Annotated in this window: 19 protein-coding genes and 1 pseudogene; 6 read left to right on the forward strand and 14 right to left on the reverse strand. The window is 29.8% G+C overall.

The features are described from left to right. Positions 1 to 6: 6 nt before the first annotated feature. Entirely contained in the window at positions 7 to 1,068 is a 1,062-nt protein-coding gene (locus IPP08_10380) for a c-type cytochrome (protein QQS66162.1), read from the forward strand. A gap of 99 nt (positions 1,069 to 1,167) precedes the next feature. Here IPP08_10380 and IPP08_10385 read toward each other — a convergent pair whose 3' ends face one another. From IPP08_10385 to IPP08_10425, 9 genes are all read right to left on the reverse strand, one after another. Next, positions 1,168 to 2,049 carry a hypothetical protein gene (locus IPP08_10385; protein ID QQS66163.1) on the reverse strand — a complete coding sequence of 294 codons (882 nt, stop codon included), beginning with the start codon at positions 2,047 to 2,049 and terminating at the stop codon, positions 1,168 to 1,170. Between the two features lie 126 nt (positions 2,050 to 2,175). Continuing rightward, the gene (locus IPP08_10390) at positions 2,176 to 2,955 is read right to left on the reverse strand and encodes a class I SAM-dependent methyltransferase (GenBank protein QQS66164.1); all 780 of its coding nucleotides are present in this window, start codon (positions 2,953 to 2,955) and stop codon (positions 2,176 to 2,178) included. A gap of 92 nt (positions 2,956 to 3,047) precedes the next feature. Next, on the reverse strand, positions 3,048 to 3,902 hold the full coding sequence (locus IPP08_10395) for a C40 family peptidase (protein QQS66165.1): 855 nt from the start codon (positions 3,900 to 3,902) through the stop codon (positions 3,048 to 3,050). A gap of 97 nt (positions 3,903 to 3,999) precedes the next feature. After that, a complete protein-coding gene (locus IPP08_10400) occupies positions 4,000 to 5,724 on the reverse strand; it encodes an ABC transporter substrate-binding protein (protein QQS66166.1) in 1,725 nt (574 codons plus the stop codon). Between the two features lie 87 nt (positions 5,725 to 5,811). Then, positions 5,812 to 6,018 (reverse strand): hypothetical protein, encoded by a 207-nt coding sequence (locus tag IPP08_10405; GenBank protein ID QQS66167.1) that lies wholly within the window; start codon positions 6,016 to 6,018, stop codon positions 5,812 to 5,814. A 154-nt stretch (positions 6,019 to 6,172) separates the two neighbouring features. Beyond that, positions 6,173 to 7,552 (reverse strand): ABC transporter substrate-binding protein, encoded by a 1,380-nt coding sequence (locus IPP08_10410; protein ID QQS66168.1) that lies wholly within the window; start codon positions 7,550 to 7,552, stop codon positions 6,173 to 6,175. A 201-nt stretch (positions 7,553 to 7,753) separates the two neighbouring features. After that, on the reverse strand, positions 7,754 to 9,904 hold the full coding sequence (locus tag IPP08_10415) for a T9SS type A sorting domain-containing protein (protein ID QQS66169.1): 2,151 nt from the start codon (positions 9,902 to 9,904) through the stop codon (positions 7,754 to 7,756). After that, complete coding sequence (locus IPP08_10420; protein ID QQS66170.1) at positions 9,901 to 10,455, reverse strand: hypothetical protein; 555 nt, start codon at positions 10,453 to 10,455, stop codon at positions 9,901 to 9,903. The genes IPP08_10415 and IPP08_10420 overlap by 4 nt, the downstream gene beginning before the upstream one ends. Continuing rightward, entirely contained in the window at positions 10,431 to 12,233 is a 1,803-nt protein-coding gene (locus IPP08_10425; GenBank protein ID QQS66171.1) for an IgGFc-binding protein, read from the reverse strand. The genes IPP08_10420 and IPP08_10425 overlap by 25 nt, the downstream gene beginning before the upstream one ends. A 534-nt stretch (positions 12,234 to 12,767) precedes the next feature. Between IPP08_10425 and IPP08_10430 the strand changes: the two genes are divergently transcribed. The 5 genes and pseudogenes from IPP08_10430 to IPP08_10450 all read left to right on the forward strand — a co-directional run bounded on the left by IPP08_10430 (position 12,768) and on the right by IPP08_10450 (position 17,703). Continuing rightward, entirely contained in the window at positions 12,768 to 13,136 is a 369-nt protein-coding gene (locus IPP08_10430) for a 30S ribosomal protein S12 (GenBank protein ID QQS66172.1), read from the forward strand. Positions 13,137 to 13,267: 131 nt separating this feature from the next. After that, positions 13,268 to 13,735 carry a 30S ribosomal protein S7 gene (gene rpsG, locus IPP08_10435; GenBank protein QQS66173.1) on the forward strand — a complete coding sequence of 156 codons (468 nt, stop codon included), beginning with the start codon at positions 13,268 to 13,270 and terminating at the stop codon, positions 13,733 to 13,735. Positions 13,736 to 13,952: 217 nt separating this feature from the next. Further along, positions 13,953 to 16,068 (forward strand): annotated as a pseudogene (fusA, locus tag IPP08_10440) (elongation factor G). Between the two features lie 430 nt (positions 16,069 to 16,498). Beyond that, positions 16,499 to 17,137, forward strand: a complete 639-nt coding sequence (locus tag IPP08_10445) for an MBL fold metallo-hydrolase (protein QQS66174.1) — start codon at positions 16,499 to 16,501, stop codon at positions 17,135 to 17,137. A gap of 20 nt (positions 17,138 to 17,157) precedes the next feature. After that, a complete protein-coding gene (locus IPP08_10450; GenBank protein QQS66175.1) occupies positions 17,158 to 17,703 on the forward strand; it encodes a TrmH family RNA methyltransferase in 546 nt (181 codons plus the stop codon). Positions 17,704 to 17,718: 15 nt separating this feature from the next. On the opposite strand, the gene purE is transcribed toward IPP08_10450, so the two are convergent. From purE to IPP08_10475, 5 genes are all read right to left on the reverse strand, one after another. Continuing rightward, positions 17,719 to 18,264, reverse strand: a complete 546-nt coding sequence (purE, locus tag IPP08_10455) for a 5-(carboxyamino)imidazole ribonucleotide mutase (GenBank protein QQS66176.1) — start codon at positions 18,262 to 18,264, stop codon at positions 17,719 to 17,721. Beyond that, the gene (locus tag IPP08_10460) at positions 18,224 to 19,366 is read right to left on the reverse strand and encodes a 5-(carboxyamino)imidazole ribonucleotide synthase (GenBank protein ID QQS66177.1); all 1,143 of its coding nucleotides are present in this window, start codon (positions 19,364 to 19,366) and stop codon (positions 18,224 to 18,226) included. Before IPP08_10460 ends, purE begins: the two co-directional genes overlap by 41 nt. Positions 19,367 to 19,539: 173 nt before the next feature. Beyond that, complete coding sequence (locus IPP08_10465) at positions 19,540 to 19,782, reverse strand: MoaD/ThiS family protein (protein ID QQS66178.1); 243 nt, start codon at positions 19,780 to 19,782, stop codon at positions 19,540 to 19,542. A gap of 18 nt (positions 19,783 to 19,800) precedes the next feature. Then, positions 19,801 to 20,334: a hypothetical protein gene (locus tag IPP08_10470; GenBank protein QQS66179.1), complete on the reverse strand. Its 534-nt coding sequence runs from the start codon at positions 20,332 to 20,334 to the stop codon at positions 19,801 to 19,803. A 41-nt stretch (positions 20,335 to 20,375) separates the two neighbouring features. Next, positions 20,376 to 21,101, reverse strand: coding sequence for a hypothetical protein (locus IPP08_10475; GenBank protein QQS66180.1), 726 nt, complete (start codon positions 21,099 to 21,101; stop codon positions 20,376 to 20,378). Positions 21,102 to 21,220: the final 119 nt, after the last annotated feature.

Consider the following 21,220-nt stretch of genomic DNA (forward strand, 5'->3'; position numbering starts at 1 on the left):
AAAAATTTGAAAAATTTTACCAACTATTTATTTATCACAATTTTATTTATAAATATAATAGGTTGTGAGATATTAGACCCTAATCCAGGTCCAAAGCCAGTTACAACAATTAAGAATTCAGGTGTTATATTAGATACTACTACTCCTTCAATAACTAGAGGGTCTCAATTGTTTGGCAAACTTTGTTCATCTTGTCATGGAGACTCTGCAGAAGGTTCAATAGTTTACTCTGGTAGTTTAGTAGGAAAAAAAAACATAGATTCTATTGTTAAACATGGAAGAAAAGCAATGCCAGCTTTTAGCGATTTATCTGATTCTTCTATTAAATCTATAGAACTTTTTTTAAAAAGTTTGGTAGTAATTCTAACAAATGAAACTGGTCAGGAATTGTATATAAAATTTTGTTCAAGTTGTCACGGTGATAGTGTAACTGGAACACCAACTTTTTCTGGATCAATTAAAGGATATACTCATATTAAAGATATAGTAAAAAATGGAAAAGGTAAAATGAGTTCCATTGATTTGGATGACGCTCCAATTGCCAAAATTCAAGATTATTTACTTTCACTTAAAACTGATACAAAAAAATTAAGTGGAAATGATTATTATAAAGCAGTGTGCAGTGGTTGTCATTCTAGTGAAGGTGATGGCGTAGCAAACAAGGGATATCAAATTAAAAACCCTGATATTGGTTTTTCGAATTGGGTTATTAGAAATGGTAGAACACAGTATGGTTCTGGTTTTAATGATCCAATGCCCTCTTATGGTAAAGATACATTATCCGATATTCAACTCAATGAGATTATAACATTGCTTCGAACAATTCCTAAACCTACAACTGGCAATGGATTATATGTTAGATTCTGTCAGAATTGCCATGGTACTAATGCAAGGGGTGGTTCGGTAGGTGTAAATATTAAAAATGAAGGTAATTTCTCAAATGTGATTCGAAGCGGAAAGGGTGGAGTTGTTTATTCTAATAGAAATAAATTTATGCCAAAATGGAATTCGACTGAATTAAATGATTCAGAGATTAAATTAATTCAAGTTTATGTAAGTAAGTTGTAGAATATTAAATTATTTTTTGAGTATCTCAATATATAAAACAGGACCATATGTTTACATACAGTCCTGTTTTTTTTATTTTAATTTTATTAATATGAAAAATTAACCTTCAAGTTCGCCTGAAAATAATTTAGAGAAAAATTTTCTTCCACCAATTTTTATTTCAGGTTTTCCACCATTACCTAATGTAATATCAATTGTTTTGTTAATAGTTTTTTCAGTATATGAATTACCATTCTGAACAGTTACATTCCCAACATAAGCTCCTGTAATATTTCCAGTTGTTGTCTTATACCAATCTTTACCCGCTCCTCTTGGTCCTGTAACATTTGTATAAGTTAATGTAATTGAATGATCAATAATTCTTACTCCATTTCTTGTAGTTATTGAATCAATACCAGATTTAGAAAAACTACCATTAATTGTAATTACATTAGTATTTAGTCCTGTTACGTTCCAAGTTGCACTTATAGATTTTAACACACCAGAAACTCTAGGAGTGTGATGAACTCCAGTTCCAGAAACTAAAAGGAATAGCATAGAGCTTGCAGTTTCGCCATTTGTTATATAATCCTTTTGGGGCATTCCAGAAGAGTTTAAGAATTGATATTGATAAACTCTTGTAATATTTGCATAAGCAACTGAATTATCACTACCTTTTTTACGAGTTAAATTTACAGTCCATTTTTGTGAAACTGGATCATAAATTTTATCAACACCATCAGCGTTTAGTAGAGAACTTGAACTTTTATCTGAAATGATATTAGTTTTTAATCCTACAGATGAAGCTATTTCTGATACATCTGATAATTGATCAGTACTTCCACCATTATCTTGCCCAATTGCACTTGCAACTGACTCAGCAGCATCTTCATCAGCAGTTGCAGTTATATTAGCTTCTGTTATGCTTTCTTTACAAGCATTCATTGTTATTGAGAATAAGCCTAAAGCTAAAATAGAAAGATACGTTGTTGTTGTTTTCATTACGATTGATTATTTAAATTTAGTTAATTAAAAATTGTCTAATTGTTTAGAAAGATTAGGTAGTATTAGTTTAATTCGGTTCCATTTATCTTAAATTTATTTTATTATGTTTCAAATATTAATACTTTATTTTTTAAATTTTATCCAAGGGAATGGTGTTTTATCTTTTAAAAATTTTGATGAAATTTTATTGAAAATAATATTAGGATTGTAAATCATTTCTAAATTGTAATTTTCAAATTCATTAATTGAATGATGAAAATATAATTCTGACATACCTTCAAAACCAATTGATTTATAATATTTTTGACTCTTAAGTCTTGCCACTTCTAACTCAGAAATCTTATACAATGGTGAATCTATAATATGAATTTCACCACTCGTATTTAACAACAAAAATAATTTATCAAACAATAAATTTATATCCTTAAAATATTGAATTGAACTTGCAATTAAAATTACATCAAAAGATTTTTCAATAAAAATATCATCAAAAATATTACCATAACAAAAATCAATTCTATCATTTTCAAAATTTTTTCTAGCTTGAATTAATTCATATTTATTTATATCTAAGCCTATACATTTTAAAGATAAATTCGATTGAGCTATTTTATTAATTAACCAACCATTACCACATCCAATTTCTAAAATTTTTATTTCATTTGTAAATTTCTTATTTAAATAATTAATAAAATTATCTGATGATTTTTTTCTAATCTGCCATTCAAAATAATGTTTATAGTTTTTATTTATATCTGGTAAAATTTTAATAACATCATCCGTATAAACTCTCTCTTCTTTAATTCTTAAAGATAAATATTCATTCTCAAAATTATTCTCTTTACTAAAGAATAAAACACCTGAAATTTCATATAATGGATGCTTACTATATACTTTAATCATAACTTAAAAAAAACCTCTATGCATTTATAGTTAATGCTTAGAGGTTACATTTGAAATAATTTTTTAGAAATAATGTTATCTAATTTGTACAACTAGTTACTTGAAATATTTTCTGAAAAGCTAGTCACTCTTCTTCCACCAATATATCGAGCTGAATAATAACTTGCAGTTAATTCTGAAACTGTAACTCCATATCTGCTTGATGAATGAGTAAACAAATCATTCCCTAAATAAATGCCAACATGAGAAACCCCTCCACGAGTATTAAAGAAAATCAAATCACCATATTGTAAATTTTCACGGCTAATAGTTGAGCCAACATTATATTGCATTCTAGCAGTTCTTGGAAGATTAACACCAATAGCACGGAAAACAGTACCTGTATAAGCAGAACAATCAATCCCATTTCTTCCCATACCACCATATCTATAGCGTGTTCCTAACCAGTTCATAACAGTTTTAATTAGACCTTCAGAATGATTATTAAAAAGTATATTATCCTGAAAACTTTTTTGTGGAGACATAGTTGATAAGAAACCTAAAAATTCAGATTTCATATACTCAGTATCTTCTACAACATTTTCATTGTTTTCTTGTTCTTCTAAATTTGCTTCATCTTCAAAAGAATCCTCATTATATTTATTAATTGAAACCTTTTCAATTAAATGAGATTTGGTTGGGTCTGGATATTCCCCACCACTTAAATTTTCAACTTCAAGATTTTTGTAATCTGCTAGATTAAGTCCAGCTAAAATTGCAATATCAGGTAACTTCTTAGCTAACATTCTTTTCGAATTCTCCATAGCAGAAATAGCATTTCCACGTTTTGCTTTACGAATAACATTTGCATAAAGCGTTGAAGAATTATCATTTAAAAATGGTACTACAATAAATGTCAATGTTAAAAAACATTGAGCAAGAGATTTTGAGAGAGAAAATCTTGTCATAATAAAAAATAACAGGTTTTAATTATTGATGAGAGAAAAATTAATAAAGTTAGTAAATAAACAAATTCAATTTTACATGAAATTCATATTGTTGAAATTACTTTACTTTATTGATACCATCTAACTGAGCAACCTTTTTAACTCTTGTTAATGATAATCTATCAAGAGCATCAACACTATAGCCAGAGAGATTTGGCTGAGTGATGCGTTGAATAATACTATAATATAAAAATACCCAAGGTGCATCATCTAAAAGAACTCGTTCAGCACGAGCATAATAGACCATGCGTTCCTCTTTTTTCAAATTTGGATTTAAAGCTAATTTATATAACGAATCAACTGTTTTATTTGAATAATGAGTTGTGTTAGGACCTTGTGGTGCCTTATTCGGACTATAAAATAGAGCCATAAAATTTTCAGCATCTGGATAATCTGCAATCCAACTTGTTCTCCAGAATGGTAGTTTTCCATCTAAAATCATTTCACGATGTTGTGGAAAATCAACTTGAACAAGTTTTATTTTAATTCCTATTTTCTTTAATTGATCTTGTATAGTTTCAGCAATAGAAGCACTCTTTTCATTTTGACCTATTTGCAAAGTAAACTCTGGCAAACCTTTACCATTTGGAAATCCTGCAGAATCAAGATATTTCAATGCCCTTTCCTTATCAAACATATAACCAACAACGCCAGCAAAACCTGGAGTACCTGGAGGAATAGGACCATAATTAGCTTCTATAGCTTTTCCTTTTAATACATAATCTATAATTGATTTTCTATCTATCCCCCAATTTATTGCTTTTCTTAAATATTTATTCGTAGCTAACAAAGATCCTTTTCCACCAATAGTACTTTCATCTAAATTAAATCCATAATACTCTACACTCAATGCTGGCTTTAAATGTAGATGATATTTCATATATTCACCTGATAAATTTTTCCCAGATTTATCAAAAACAACATCAGCTAAAGTTGGATCTAAATTAGAAACCATATCAAATTTTCCTTGAGAAAACTCTAAGAACTCAGTTTTGGAATCTTTAATGAAAGTAACAACAACCGAATCTAAGTAAGGAAGTTGGTTATTTTGACTATCTTTCTCGTAATAATTTGAGTTTTTCTTTAAAACTAAAATTTCATCTGGTTTCCAAGAAATTAAAACAAAAGGTCCTGCTCCAACTGGGTGCTTTTGAAAATCTTGTCCATATTTTTCAATAGCTTCTATAGGAACAATGTATGCATAAGGAATTGACAACATAGATAAAAAAGGTGCAAAAGGAACTACAAGCGTTATTTTAAAAACAGAATCATTTACAACTTCAAATCCTGTAACCTCTTTTGGTGAATCAATTTTTTTGTCTTCTAATCCTTTATAAAATTCATCAGCACCTTTAACTTTACCCCTAAATATCCAAAACCCAGTTGATGAACTAGTTGGATTGCAAATCCTTTCAAAACTATATTTTATATCTGCTGCAGTTAACTTTCTTCCTTTTTTATTTTGAAAACAATCATCATCAGCAAATTTTACATCACTTCTTAAATTAAAAGTCCAAACTAATCCATCAGTACTTACTTCCCAACTTTTTGCAATAAGGGGTTTAGTATTCAAATTATCATCCAAACCAACTAAACCTGTAAAAATTTGAGAACCTATCCACCAAGGAGCTCGAGCCCCAATTCTTGCAGGGTCTAAAGTATTTAGTCCATCACTTTCATTATAATAGAATGCATTACTTGCACTTCTAGGTGCTTCCTTTGAACACGAAGGAAGTAACAAACAAACAACTAAAAAAAGTGATATTCTATGGATATTTATCAAAAATTTTTTATTTAAATTCACTTAAAACATAAAACCAAATTACTAGTAACAATTATTAAAATATATATAAATGACAAAAAAAACAATTTAATTATTGTCGAACCATACAGTTTTGTAATCCCTTCTATCCATTGGATTTGAAGGGTAATCTCGAACATATTTTTGAACTAATCTGAAATCTAAATCATGAAATATCCAAAGCATTGGTGCATCATCAACTGCAGATTGTTCTGCTTCAGCATACAATTCATATCTCTTAATATCATCAAGTTCATTTAGAGCTTTTTCAAACAATTCATCAAATTTAGGATTCTTATATCTAGTTGAGTTAACAAAAGAAGGACCTGAAGCAGGTATAGTTTTACTATAAAATAAATTTAAAAAATTCTCAGGTTCTGGATAATCTGCTACCCAAGCTAATCTAAAAATGGTGCTTTCCCTGATTCTATCAATTCTTGATGTTGAGCCATTCTAGTACTTTCATTTTTATTTTAATCCCCAAACCTTTTGAAATCATTTCTTGAATTGCTTCAGCAACTAATTCATTTCTACCACCACCTGCGTTTAAATTTAATGTAACTTCTGGAAAATCTTGCCCATTCGGATAACCAGCTTCGGTAAGTAAAGCTCTTGCTTTATCTAAATCATATACATATCCTTTAATTGAATTAGCATTATAATTAGGCATTGAAGCAGGAACAAGTCCATGAACAGCAGAACCAGCTGCTTGACCTTGAAGTACATATCTTATAATTCTATCACGATCTACAGAATAATTAAATGCCTGACGGATTCTTTTATCTTTAAAAATATCTGATGTGCATAACATTCCATAATATTGTGTAGATAGAGCTGGAACACGATGTAAAATAAAACCTGACCAATCTGCTGTTAATTTTCCATCATCTCCAACAACACTTTTAAAAAATTCAGTTGGTATACGATATGATTCCTCAAGATTTCCTAGTTTAAACTCATTAATCTGTTGTTTTTCATCTTTAATAAAAAGCCATTTCAATTCATTCAAATATGGAAGAGCTCCTCCTTTGGAATCTTTCCCCCAATAGCTTTGGTTTTTCTTTAATAACAACTCTTGTTGAGGAACCCAATGATCTAATTCAAAAGGACCTGTACCAACAAAATTCTTAAAAAAATCTTTACCATATTTTTGAACGGCTTCTTTTGGATAAACATAACAACCACCATTCACAACATAATATTTGAATGGTGCAAAAGGTTTTATTAAATCAATTGCGAATGTATAATCATCAACAACTCGGAAGCCGCTTACACCTTTTACTTTTGGTGTAGAATCGTATGGTAAGTTTTCTGTGGATTTATAATAGTCGATTGCTCCTTTAACTTTATCTCTAAAATATGTTGCATTTGCAGCACCTTCTCTTAAATCAAGTATTCTATCAAAACTGTATTTAACATCTGAAGATTTCATTTCTCTACCTTTGCTATTTGGAAAGCAAGGGTTATTATGAAACATAACCCCTTTTCTAAGATGGTAAGTATATGTCAAGCCATCTGGGCTTGTCTCCCAAGATTCGGCTAGTTCAGGTGTTAATTTTAAACTTGAATCTAAATCAAGAAGTAATTCTCCAATTTGGTGAAGAACATGATGAGACGGAGCATCAATTAATTTTGCAGGATCTAATGTACGAATTTCTTGAACCTCATTTACCCTAAAAGTACCTCCATATTTCGATCCTTTATCACTACTTGCTTTCTGATTATTTTCAGAAACGCAAGAAACAAAAGTAATGGCTAAGCATAAGGCAATACCAATACTATAGAAGTATTTTTCTTGTAAAAGAATCAAATGTTAGAAATAAAAAAAGAAAGATTTGAGATTTTAAATTCTTCGAGATAAAAAGAAATTGCCTCACAATTAGAATCTGTTACAAATTTCGGACATTTTTCTTTAATAAAAATTAAATTTTTATTAACAAATAAAAATGGTCTGTCTTCTATTTAAGATAGAAAACAGACCGTTTGAATAAAAAACAATTCTAAACTAAAATTACTTTTGAAGCATCATTGCATTAGTTTGTGACCAAGTACCAGAAGTTAATCTGTAATAATACAATCCTGTTGGGAAAGAAGCTGCATCCCAAGTTACTCTATAAGTTCCAGAGTTCAAATGTTGATTAACTAATGATGCAACTTTAGCACCTGCTTCATTATAAATGTCAATTGAAGTTTTACCATCTAATCCTAAACTAAAATCAATATCTGTAGATGGATTAAAAGGATTTGGAGAGTTTTGTTTTAAGGCATAAACTGCACCAGTTAACTCCATTACCCTAATTCTTGATCCACATACTGAATCTACTTGAACAAATCCAGGTGTAGTATTAAACACAACACATTTATTAAATGTAGGTGTAATAGTATAGAAGACTTGATTTGTATCTTTATCCCCTAAGAACAATCCAAAATCTAGGTTCAATAAAGGACCAGTTCCTTTTAGATATTCTCCAGCAGGAGCAGTCAATTCTACTTCAAAGAAACCACCAGTACCTTGAGTTTGAACATTTTTAGTAATTTTAGGAGTCCAATTTTTAATAATTGTATTTTGTACTAAAGTTGCTTTAGTACCATCTGTACCATTAGAAAGTGCAATTGTATTCAAACCATAATTTAAAGCAATTGTTAAGCTTGTAATTTTTGCTTCGTCAATTGACTTATCAAGATTAATTGGCATTGCCAATTGACCAGTAGGTGGCTTATTAAAATAATCTCTTCTCATACTTGAATTGGTTACTGCATCAATTGACTTACCATACAATTTAGTTGACAAGTTTTTAATAATTTTTGTTCCAGCTGCATCATATAAAACTATATTTATTGTTGCAGAATCATCTCCTGATTTTAAAGGATTAAAATATACTGGCAATCTTCCTTGACCATTAACTTTTATTTGAATTGGAGCAAAAGGCTGAACAACACCAAAAGCTGATGTTATTGGATTCATAGAATATTCTTTTAACAATAAATCTTGATCTCCAGTATTTGTAACAAGAACAAAATTAGTATCTGAATTACAAGATAAAATTGTTCTAAAAGTTACAGGAGTAATACCAGCATTAAATACTGGGTCTTTACCAATTGTTGCTTTAAGAGTTGCACAAGAATCATCACATTTTGAATGATCTGAAATTACACAAAGTTGAGAAGTTTTAACTCCATCAAAAGTTGCTTTAAATTGTATTGGAACAATCCAATCTTCATCAATATCCAAAATTTTAGGATTTTTATCTGAAGGTAAAACAAATCCAACGCCAAATGTAAATTCAGGATCTCCAGTTAATGTTAAACCAGTAACAGTAGTTCTACGTGTCTTTAATCCTTTAACAGATACTCCATCAGGATATGGTACATTAACATATTGTAGAACACCCCAGTCTTTATCACTCACTTGAATATGAGATTCAGTCCCTTCACCTTTAATTTCAGCTTCACGTACTTGACCTTCTTCAGTAGTTAAAACAACTTTGCAAGTATAGAATCTCTCATCTTTCGGTTTGAAAATAATTTGTTGGAATTTTCTAGATGATACAGAATCTCCATAAAATACTTTCAATCCTGGAGTAACAGCAGGATTAACTCCTAATGCAAAATAACCATCATCAGCATCTTTACCAGTTAGTACTAAACTTTTAACTGTGAAGTTAGCTCCTCCTTCATTATTCACATAAATATCATACACATATTGATTTAATTTATTTTTAGTACATGTATTAGAATTTATAACCCATTGTTTTCCAAAATCATAACCAGTTATTCTTGCTAAAGGTTTTCCTGGCTCACGAACTAATGCGCTAATATTTGAAGAATCTTTATAACATGATATTGCATTTGAGAATACATTAGCTACTGTTTTAAACTCTCCAATTGCAGTTGCAGTATAACTTACATTTAATTGAACACAGCTATCAGCTTTTAAAATAACGTTTTTAAGTGCAGCAATTTCTAACGGATCTAATTTAAATGTTTTATCTGCCCATGTAACTATTTCTAAAATTTTTGGATTACTAAATGTTAATCTTCCTTCTCTACAACAGATATTTAACTTAGCAGTTTTGGTTTGACCAATCTCCATTGTTGGGAAGAATATATCATCTACATAAATACATGTTTTTATTGATGTTGCCTTTAAAGGTAACTTCAAATCAGCACAACCACCTTTATATTTAAGAAATCAGTTAACACTCCATTTTCAATTTTAGGATCAATTCTAATTTTCAATACAAATTGTTCTAATGGCTTTAATGCTAAAGGAAGCTTAGGCATATTTATAACTTCGTACCCTTGATTATTTTTCTCGAATTGAATTTGCGATATGTTTACATTTTTTTGAAGTGGATTAGTAACTGTTACATCTAATGTATTTGAAGCTTCTCCAAATGAAACAGTTCCAAAGTCTAAAGCTATAGGAGCAAAATCTACATATTCTCTTTGATAACTATATGGTCTTGTCCATTTTTTTCCACTTCTATCCTTTATAACAATTGTTGCTGATGCATCTTTAGAAATATCAATTGGAACAACTGCAACTTTTGCAATTGTGCTTCCTGCTATATCTATTGCAATTGTTGGATTTAAATAATTAATTTTTGCATTTATTGGATTCGATAATTCTATTGATCTTAAACCAACATAAGTTTCAGTTTGAGCAGTATTAATTACTTGAACCTCTAATGTATCATTAGCACATTCCATTTTTCTCTAAAAACTAAAGTGTCACTCATTCTTAAGGCTAATGAGTCTCCATATCCTAATTTTAAGTCTTTTCTTAATTTCTTGTTTAAAGTATCTTCTCTTCTATACGCAAATCTGTTTGGTGCAGCTGGATAACCATAAGCAACTTGAGGTGTTTCATCATATTCTGGAGGATCTGAAGTTGTACCTGGAATATATACTTCACTTGGATCATCTGGGCTTGTTAACCCAAAAATCTCAGCATAAAATTTGCCACCATTAGTTGATTCAAAATAATGTGGACCAACATTAACATTATTCATTGCCCAAACAAACCTAGTTCCAGGAATAAACTTATTAAAAATAATTACTGTACCTTGTTCGGTTTTAATTTTTCCTATATTTGATGTATCAGTAACAATTCCATAATAATTATTAATATCTGTTCTAGGTCCAGTTGGAACATAAAATGGTGCAAAAGAAACCCACTGCTCTCTTGGAACTAAGTTAACCATATAAGAAGCCCAGTTTTTTGATGCTTGTGCAGGCACTGTAGTGCTTGGATTCCCATTTGGAGGGAATCTTCCAGCTCTTCTATCAATTTTTGCATTTGGATCATAATCACTAACACCAGGGCAAAATTTAACAACTTGAGATGGTACATTAGTTTCAATATATCTTCCTCTTTGAGGAACAAACTTTAATGTATTCATGACAGTAACATTATTTTTTTGAACTGAAAAGTTTGTAGGTGCACCAGTTATTGCATCAAGGAAAGTTCCATTTGTTGTAACATCTGGTGTAGTGCCATATACTCTTACATATTCATAATTTCTTTTTCCGTTTTCTCTTGCTCCAGTTGGTTGCCTTCCATCTAAAGTTGGCAAATAAACGAATTCTGTACCTTGAGCATCATTTGGTGATAAAGCTTCCATTAGATAGTTTCTGCATGTATTGCCTGTAATTACAGATTGATCATAATCAATTCTTGCTCTACTTGCACCAGATATTACATTGATTGGTTTACTTGAAATTATATTAGTACCAGATAAATCAAACTTACCATCAGTCAAAGAATCTATGTCTGATCTTAAAAGGAAAACTTGGTTTGCATTTAAAGTTACTGAATAACCACCAATTGGGTCAGGATCTAACTGACAAGCAGGTAAAAAAGCTACAACAGTATTATCGTGTGCTGCTATAATTAATGCTTGCCCACCAGCAGGGTTATTTGTAGTTGCAATAGTAGTCCCTTCAATTGCTGTATTTTTAACACTTTCACCAGCTACACTTGCTACATTATAATCAGTACCCCAAGCCTCAACAGGAATAGCTGTGTACATTTCTGCACACTGTGATAAATTAATATAAACATAACAAAGAATTGGCTGTTCGGCTTCAATTCTCATTGCTGCATCTTTTATAACTCCACTTTCAGTAACAATTGGATTAGTTACTTTGTATGTTGAAGCCATAATTTCTACTTGTTTAAATTTACCAGCTTCTAAATCAAATTTCCTAGATGCTCCTCCAGGAATAGAAACAACTATTTTATTTGCAACAGCAGAATATACATAAACCCATGCCTCATCACCAGGTACTAAATTAAAAGCACCAGGATCTGCATTTGTAGCTGTTGTTGAATCAGGAATAGCAATTACAAAAACCTTCCCCATAGCATATTCATTTGGGGTGCCAATAACTTTTGGTTGAGAAAAGGCATTATTTGATATCACTACAAATAACATCATAAAAATAATTACCATAAATGGTAATCTAGATAGTCTAGTAGAAATCATAAAAAGTGAAAAATATATGTTTAAAGTTAATAGATAATTTCTGGTATTATTTCAGAAGTATTTCTTGAAAAATGTTATTTTCAATCATAAAATGAAATTTTATAAAGGGTTGACACAATTATAAAAGCAAAGTTACACTTATCTAAATTAATTATTTCTAAATTTAAATTAATAATTATAATTGAATAATAATTTCTAGTAAGTCCAATGCTTTATACTTTAGGGATTAATAGAAATGATTTTGAATTTATATCAAACCAAGTTTTAAACAAATCAAATAAAGTAAAATGTTTAATTTTATTTCTTTTCATCAATTAATTTTCAAACTTAAAACTCGTTATAAAAATCAGCTATTAGATTATTTTTAGATTATTTAATGAACTAGTTGCAAAATTCAACAACTAGCAAATCCTTATTTACTATTTTTTTCATTTTATATAAATAATTTTATTGTCATAAATACTGACTTCCCTATATTTGCAGTTCTCAATTTTAAAAGAAGTCTAATTTTCAAGAATTAATATATAAGTAAAAGTGCCAACGATTAACCAATTAGTCCGCAAAGGGCGTATTAATAAGCCATACAAGAGTTCTTCTCCGGCTTTAGTATCTTGTCCTCAAAGAAGAGGGGTTTGTACACGTGTTTATACTACTACTCCAAAAAAACCAAATTCAGCTTTAAGAAAAGTTGCAAAAGTACGTTTAACTAGTAAGTTTGAAGTAATTGCATACATTCCAGGAGAAGGTCATAATCTTCAAGAACACTCTATCGTTCTTATTCGTGGTGGTCGTGTTAAAGATCTTCCAGGAGTTCGTTACCATATTGTTCGTGGGGCTTTAGACACTCAAGGAGTTGCTAATCGTAAGCAGAGTAGATCTAAATACGGAGCTAAAAGACCTTAAAAAGCATAATAAATTGCTATATCAATAAGGGAATTATTTTTTTTTGAATATTACTAACTAACTTGAAAGTAAGTTCACATAATTTTATTAAGAATTTTTTAAGAATTTAATTTTAGATACATTTATACATAATGAGAAAGAAACGTGCAGAAAAAAGGATAGTAACACCTGACCCAAGATTTAACGATCTTGTTGTAACTAAGTTTATAAACGGGTTATTATATCAAGGTAGAAAAAATGCAGCCCGTAAAGTTCTTTATGGTGCTTTAGATATTGTTGCTGAAAAAACAGGAAATGAACCATTAGAAGTTTTGAAAAAAGCACTTTCAAATGTTTCACCTGCTTTAGAAGTTCGTTCTCGTCGTGTTGGTGGAGCAACTTACCAAGTTCCTATGGATGTTCGTCCAGAAAGAAGACAAACTTTGGGAATTCGTTGGATTATCCGTTTTGCTGGTGACCGCCGTGAAAAAGGGATGACTAACAAATTAGCAAATGAATTAATTTCTGCTTCTAACGGTGAAGGTTCATCTGTTAAAAAACGCGAAGATACACATAGAATGGCTGAAGCAAATAAGGCTTTCGCTCATTTTAAATGGTAATTAAATCGATACATTACTAGACTTTTTTGAATTTTTATTTTGTAACAAATAAACTTCATGTTGTAATAAAGCCTAATAATTTTTTCAATAGATATATCTTGTAAAGGTCAGGCATTTTTGTCTGACCATTGCATTTTTTAGAACATACTAAAAACTGAACATTTTTAATATAAAATTCTTTCAATCAAATTAATTTTCAATAATTCAATTTAGTTAAATGGCACGCAAGACTCCTTTAGATAGAATGAGAAATATAGGCATCATGGCGCACATTGATGCAGGAAAAACTACAACAACTGAGCGTATACTTTTTTATACAGGTAAACTTCATAGAATAGGTGAAGTTCATGATGGAGCTGCTACTATGGATTATATGGAACAAGAACAAGAAAGAGGTATTACTATTACTTCTGCTGCAACTACTGCCTTTTGGTCTGGTTCTGAAACTCAATTCAAGGAACACCGTATCAATATTATTGATACTCCAGGTCACGTTGATTTTACTATTGAAGTTGAACGTTCACTTCGCGTTCTTGATGGTGCAGTAGCATTATTTTGTTCAGTGGGTGGAGTTGAGCCTCAATCAGAAACAGTTTGGAGGCAAGCAGACAAATATATGGTTCCTAGAATTGCATTTGTAAATAAAATGGATCGTGTTGGTGCAGATTTTATAAGAGTTGTTGAAATGATACGTGAAAGGCTTGGTGCAAATGCTATTCCAGTTCAATTACCAGTTGGTCAGGGGGATATGTTTCGTGGTATTATTGATTTAATGGATATGAAAGCATATATTTTTGATGATTCAACTCAGGGAATGAAATGGGATGTAATTGATATTCCTCACGATATGTTAGAGATTTCAAAAGAGTATAGAACAAAAATGTTTGAAGCTGTAGCTGAAGTTGATGATACATTGTTAGAAAAAATATTTGAATGGTGAAGAACTTACTCATGAAGAAGTAAAGAATGCACTTAGAAAAGCAACTTTAGAAGTAAAAATTGTTCCAGTTCTATTAGGTTCATCTTTCAAAAACAAAGGTGTACAGCAATTGTTAGATTCTGTTATCGAATTCATGCCATCTCCAGTTGATGTTGGACCTACTCCTGGTCATGATTATGAAACAGAAGAACATGTTGAACGTTTGCCAAATGATGAAGAAAAATTTTCGGGGTTGGCATTTAAAATTATTACAGATAAATTCGTTGGTAGATTAACTTTCTGTAGAGTTTATTCAGGCTTTTTAAAATCTGGTTCTTATGTATTTAATTCAGTTAGTAATAAACGTGAAAGAGTAGGCCGTTTAGTTCAAATGCATGCTAACCACCGTGAAGATATTGATGAGGTTTATACTGGAGATATAGTTGCAATTGTTGGTTTAAAAGATACAAAAACTGGTGAAACTTTATGTGCTGAGGAAAATCCAATTGTACTTGAGAAAATGATTTTCCCTCAACCTGTAATTTCACAATCAATTGAACCTAAAACTAAAGCAGATCAAGATAAACTTGGCGATGCTTTGATTAAACTTGCAGAAGAAGACCCTACATTTAGAGTAAGTGTTGATGATGAAACTGGGCAAACAATCATTGCTGGTATGGGTGAACTTCACCTTGAAATTTTAGTTGACCGTATTAGACGTGAGTTCAATGTGGAAGCTAATGTTGGTAAGCCACAAGTTGCATATAGAGAAACTATCCGCAAAACAATTAACCAAGATACTAAATTTGTTCGTCAATCTGGTGGTAAAGGTCAATATGGTCACGTTGTAATTGAGTTTACTCCAAATGAACCAGGAAAAGGTTTTGAATTCAAATCTGAAATAGTTGGTGGATCAATTCCTAAGGAATATATTAAGCCAATTGAACAAGGGCTTATTGAAGCAATGCGTAATGGTGTGTTAGCTGGTTACCCAGTTGTTGATATAAAAGCTAGATTGCATTTTGGTTCTTACCATGATGTAGATTCATCTGAAATGGCATTTAAGATTGCAGCTTCAATGGCTCTTAAAGAGGCTAGCAAAAAAGGAAGCCCTGTAATTCTTGAACCTATTGTTTCAGTTGAAGTTGTTACTCCTGAAGAATATATGGGTGATGTAATGGGTGATTTATCTAGTCGTCGTGGTAGAATTGAAGGTATGAATAATCGTGGTGATGCTCAAGTTATTAAAGCAATGGTTCCTTTAGCTGAAATGTTTGGTTACTCAACAACCCTACGTTCTGCAACTCAAGGTCGTGCTATTTATGCAATGACTTTTGATCATTATGCTGAAGTACCAAAAAGTGTTGCTCTTGAAGTTATTGAAAAAAGTGGTAAAAAACCTATTGATGCTTAGTTAGTTATTTTATATAAATATTCTAATTTTTTATAACCGAAACTTTTGTTAAAAACAGGGGTTTCGGTTTTTTTTATTTTATATATTTGTGATTATTTAAAATCATTTTTCTATTTATTTCCAAATATTATATTTACTTTTTTTTTCAATATATAAATATAATAATCTTAATTCTGAAGATTGAAAAATTTTCAAATTGTATTTATTTTATTTATCTTATTTCTTTTAACCGAAACCTTTGTTAATATCATAGGTTTCGGTTTTTTTAATAATTTTTTGTAATTTCAAATTTTCAATTATTAAAATTAATTTTTATAAAATATGAATTCAAATTCTATATCCTCAAATTTGTTTTCAATGATTAATTCTATTCACAATACTTATTTTTGCAATAAAAAATATAGTGTTATCTTTTAACATTTTTTAAAATATGCCAATCAAAATACACACGTATGAAACTGGTCCTGTTGACACAAATGGATACCTTTTATATGAAGAAGAAACAAATACATCTGTTATAATTGATGCTCCTTTAGATATGGTTTTGAAGCTTTGTTCTCAGCTTTCAGATTACAATTCCTTCCCTTCTGCATTACTATTAACTCATTCCCATTGGGATCATATTGGTGATGCTCAAAAGTTGCAATTGCTGTATCCTAATATGAAAACATATATTCACAACTTAGATTCGTATAGGCTAATTGAACCGATGAAACATACCATTTGGGAATTACCTTTTGATATTCCTCCTGTAACAAAATTTGATTTGATTGAGGATGGCGATGAACTTTCTTTTGGAAATATAAATTTGAAATTAATGCATACTCCTGGGCATACTGAAGGAAGTATTTGCTTTTATGATAACGAAAGAAAAATTTTGTTTGGAGGTGATGTTCTTTTTCAAAACTCAATTGGAAGAACTGATTTGCCTGGTGGAGATTATGATACTTTAATTAATTCTATTAAAGATAAACTCCTCAAACTTGAGGATAAAGTATTAGTTCTTTCAGGTCATGGCGACCGCACAACAATAGGAATTGAAAGAGAATCTAACCCATTTTTAAAGTAACTTATATATTGGTTATATGAATGATTAAATTAACTTATGAAGATTTATTAACTCAAAGGTTATCACCTAAAGATGCCTTAGAGACCGTAAGAAAGCCAGTTATTGGGATATTAGAGAATATTAGATCTTTGTATAATGTTGGTTCATGTTTCAGAACAGCAGACTCAATGTTACTCAAAAAACTCATATTAACTGGTTACACACCATCACCTCCGCTTAAGGAAATATCTAAAACTGCTTTGGGTGCAGATCTTTCAGTTCCATATGAATATTATAATAATATCTGTGAAGCAATTATTAAACTTAAAAGTGAGGGCTTTAAAGTTTATGCTCTTGAGCAAACCGATTCAAGTATAGATATTAGTAAAATTGATTCAGTTAAAGATTCAAATAAAATTGAATATCCGTTAGCATTTATTGCAGGGAATGAGATTTCTGGGGTAAGTGAAGAAGCATTAAAATTATGTAATTCTGCAATTGAAATTCCAATGTTAGGAGTTAAGCATTCGTTAAATGTGGCAGTAGCTTTTGGGATTGCTGCATATCAACTAACAATTAGATGTTAATTGAGTTGTATAAAATTAAATTTTGTAATTTTTATATCCTAATTTTTCTAATTTATTTGCTTTTGATTCAATTGTATTTTTTAAATTTAATTGATAATCTTTCATTTTAAGTATTAAATTTTCATCAGATAATGCTAGCATTCTCACGGCTAAAAGTCCTGCGTTTGCTGCTCCATTTATTGCAACAGTAGCAACTGGAATTCCAGTTGGCATTTGAACAATAGAATACAAAGAATCAACCCCATTTAAAGTTTTAGTCATTATAGGAACACCAATAACTGGTAATGGTGTAATGCTAGCAACCATACCTGGTAGATGAGCCGAACCCCCAGCCCCTGCAATAATAACTTTTATTCCATTTTCCAACGCATTTATTGCAAAATCATACATCCTTTGTGGAGTTCTATGAGCGCTAACTATTGTTAATTCATAACTTATTTCAAACTCATCTAAAATTTGTGCGGCTAATTGCATTACATGTAAGTCGCTATCACTCCCCATAATAATTGCAACTTGAGCATTATTTTTTTTGAATGACTTTAATGAGCTTTTCAATTTCATGAGATTTTTGTTTTAATAAATCAATATCATCATCTATAATAGTTACATGCCCTAACTTTCTAAAATGTCTGGAGACTTTTTTACCATACATGTGCAAATAGGCACCCTTAGTTTGTAATACTTTATCTTCTCCTTCAAGTTCATAATCACCTTCAAAACCTTCAGGACCAACAATGTTAATCATTACTCCAGGTTTAATAATTTCAGTGCTCCCTAATGGTTTGTTTAGTAATACTCTAAGTAACTGTTCATATTGGGAAGTATAACAACACTGAATTGTATGGTGTCCGCTATTATGAGGTCTTGGAGCAATTTCATTTACAAAAACATTATCATTTACATCTAATAACATTTCAACAGCAAAAAGTCCAATACCATTCATTTTAACAATTGAGTCGATAGCAACGTTCTTTACTTTTTCAGAAACAATATCACTTAAAGAAGATGGACAATAAGTAAACTTAACTAAATTACCTTTTGGATCAAATTCCATTTCAACGGGAGGGAATACAGAGATATCACCATTTTGATTTCTTGCAGTAATTACCGATATTTCTTTTGTAAAATTAATACATTCTTCAATAATTACATTTTCACCATCAAATGGAATGTTATTTATTCCAATTTCACTTTTAGCAATAATAATTACTCCTTTCCCATCATATCCGCCAGTACGAGTTTTTACAACTAACTTATCTGATTTAATTGAATTATACTTTGATAAAAAATCTTGAGCATTATCTGATATTAAAAAATCCGAAGTTGGAATGTTATTTTTTAGATAAAATAACTTCTGCAAGCCTTTGTCTTTTATAAATTTTAATGTTGTTGCATTAGGGATTATTTTTTTACCAGAATTTTCTAACTTTATTAGAGCTTCAACATTTATGTTTTCAATTTCAAATGTTAAAACATCACATTTAGAAGCAAGTAAATTAATTGATTCTTCATCATTGAGTGAACCAACAATACCATTTGAATTTACTATTGATGCTGAACAGTAAGCAGATGGATCAAGATAAAAGCATTTCACATTCCATCTATTAGCCTCTTCAATAAACATTTTACTTAACTGCCCTCCACCAATTATTCCAATAATCATTATTTAAATTCAGAATTAAAAAACACAAAGTTAAAAGTTTTTAAGATTTACTATCTACAATTTGGGTAACAATAAGTGTCAATAAATAGTTATAACATGGGAAGTAATATTTATAAAAATAAATTCAATTCAAATTTTCAAATGGAAATTGTTTTTTAAAATAATCAATTCTACTAACCTCCAGAAACTGGTGGGATTATTGCAATCAAGGAATTATCATTTACAATAAAATCGTTTTTTACATAAACCATATCTACTGCAACTCTAAAATTATTTTTTGATTCAATTAGCTTAGGGAACAAAAAAGATAATTCTAACCATAGTTTATCAACATTAATTTCGTTCTTAATTTGAAAGTTAATTTCATTAATACCTGTAATTTCGCTTGCAATTGCAAAGAATAATATTTTAGCCATTAATCAATTTTAAGTAATCTATTTTAACACAAAAGATTTTATAATATCATCTGTAATATTATAAAAGTCATTGAAATTATCTTCATTAGCAGTATAACTTAGTATATATACTTTTTTATTTTTAAGAATTATCACTTGTCTCCATTTTAATTTATAGCTTTCATAAGTACCAGTATATTCGATATTGTAAGAATCGTATTTTGAGAGAATTCCTTTATTTTCTGTAAGTATTTTTATATCAGGCAACATCTTCAATATATTTGCTTTAGCAGAAACAATATAAATATCCAAATCAATTTTTGTATTATATTTTGATAAGTCTTCAAAAGCTAAATTAATATTTTCTTGAAAAGTATCTAATGTATTTTCTAATGGTGATTTGATCATAAAAGTCGAAAAATTTTTATTAATCTTATCGCTCGAGAATTCCCAATTCTTTGGATATTGAACTGAATATGATTTGGTTGTGAAGGTCTTTAAATCTTTATTCTGAGCAATTAAATTTAATGCTACAAATAAATTGATAAGAATTAAAAGAAATGTTTTTTTCATAAAAATATATTATTTGTTAGTCTTGAATTTTACAGATATAATTAAAGAATAATGTTCATTGTAATTACAAATCCACCTAAATCATTAATTGGTTCATTTATTATACTTTCAATACTTGGCTTTATAGGAATAAAATAATATTTTAAGTTAACTCCTATTGTAGGGTTGTTAACATTTCCAATATCAGCACCAAGTCCAATAAATCCGCCAAATGTAAAATTCATTTTTGTATAAGGTAAATCTGAAAAGAAAGTATCTTCATACGGTACGTTGATAACTAATCCAGGACCAACACCAGAATTTAAGTAAGGGAATACATTATCTAAAACTCCTTCACTTAATAACCTATATTTTATTCCTAAAGTTAAAGGTATATTATAAAGCCTATTAATTTTGTTAGGTACTTTAAGTACATAAGCATTCTGAATAGGGTCAACAACCCATTGTTCAAATTCATCTTTATTTCTAAAACCAGAAATTCCTAATGAAATAAATCCTCCAAATTTATTTCCAAATTGTTTTGAATAAGTAGCTCCAAAGCCCAATCCACTTCCACTAAAAAGGACATCTAAAGAAAACTTTGCAGAATTGATTGCATTAAGGTTAGCTACTGAATCTATTAAAGGAGCAATTGGTTTGAATATATATAAAGAATCTTTCAACTTAGCTTTACTAACTTTTGAAATTTCTTCTCCAGGTACTTGAGCAAAAGAACATTCAATTAATAGAATTTGAGTTAAAGCAAATAAAAGTAATATATTTTTCATTTTAAAGGCTGACAATTGTAATTTAAAATTAAATATAAACTAACTTACATCATTTATAATTCATAGCAAATACAAAAATAAAAAAGGTCAGGTATTAAAAATACCTGACCTTTTTATAA

The sequence above is a fragment of the Chlorobiota bacterium genome, from assembly GCA_016700335.1.
In the GTDB taxonomy this organism is placed as follows: Bacteria; Bacteroidota; Ignavibacteria; order OLB7; family OLB7.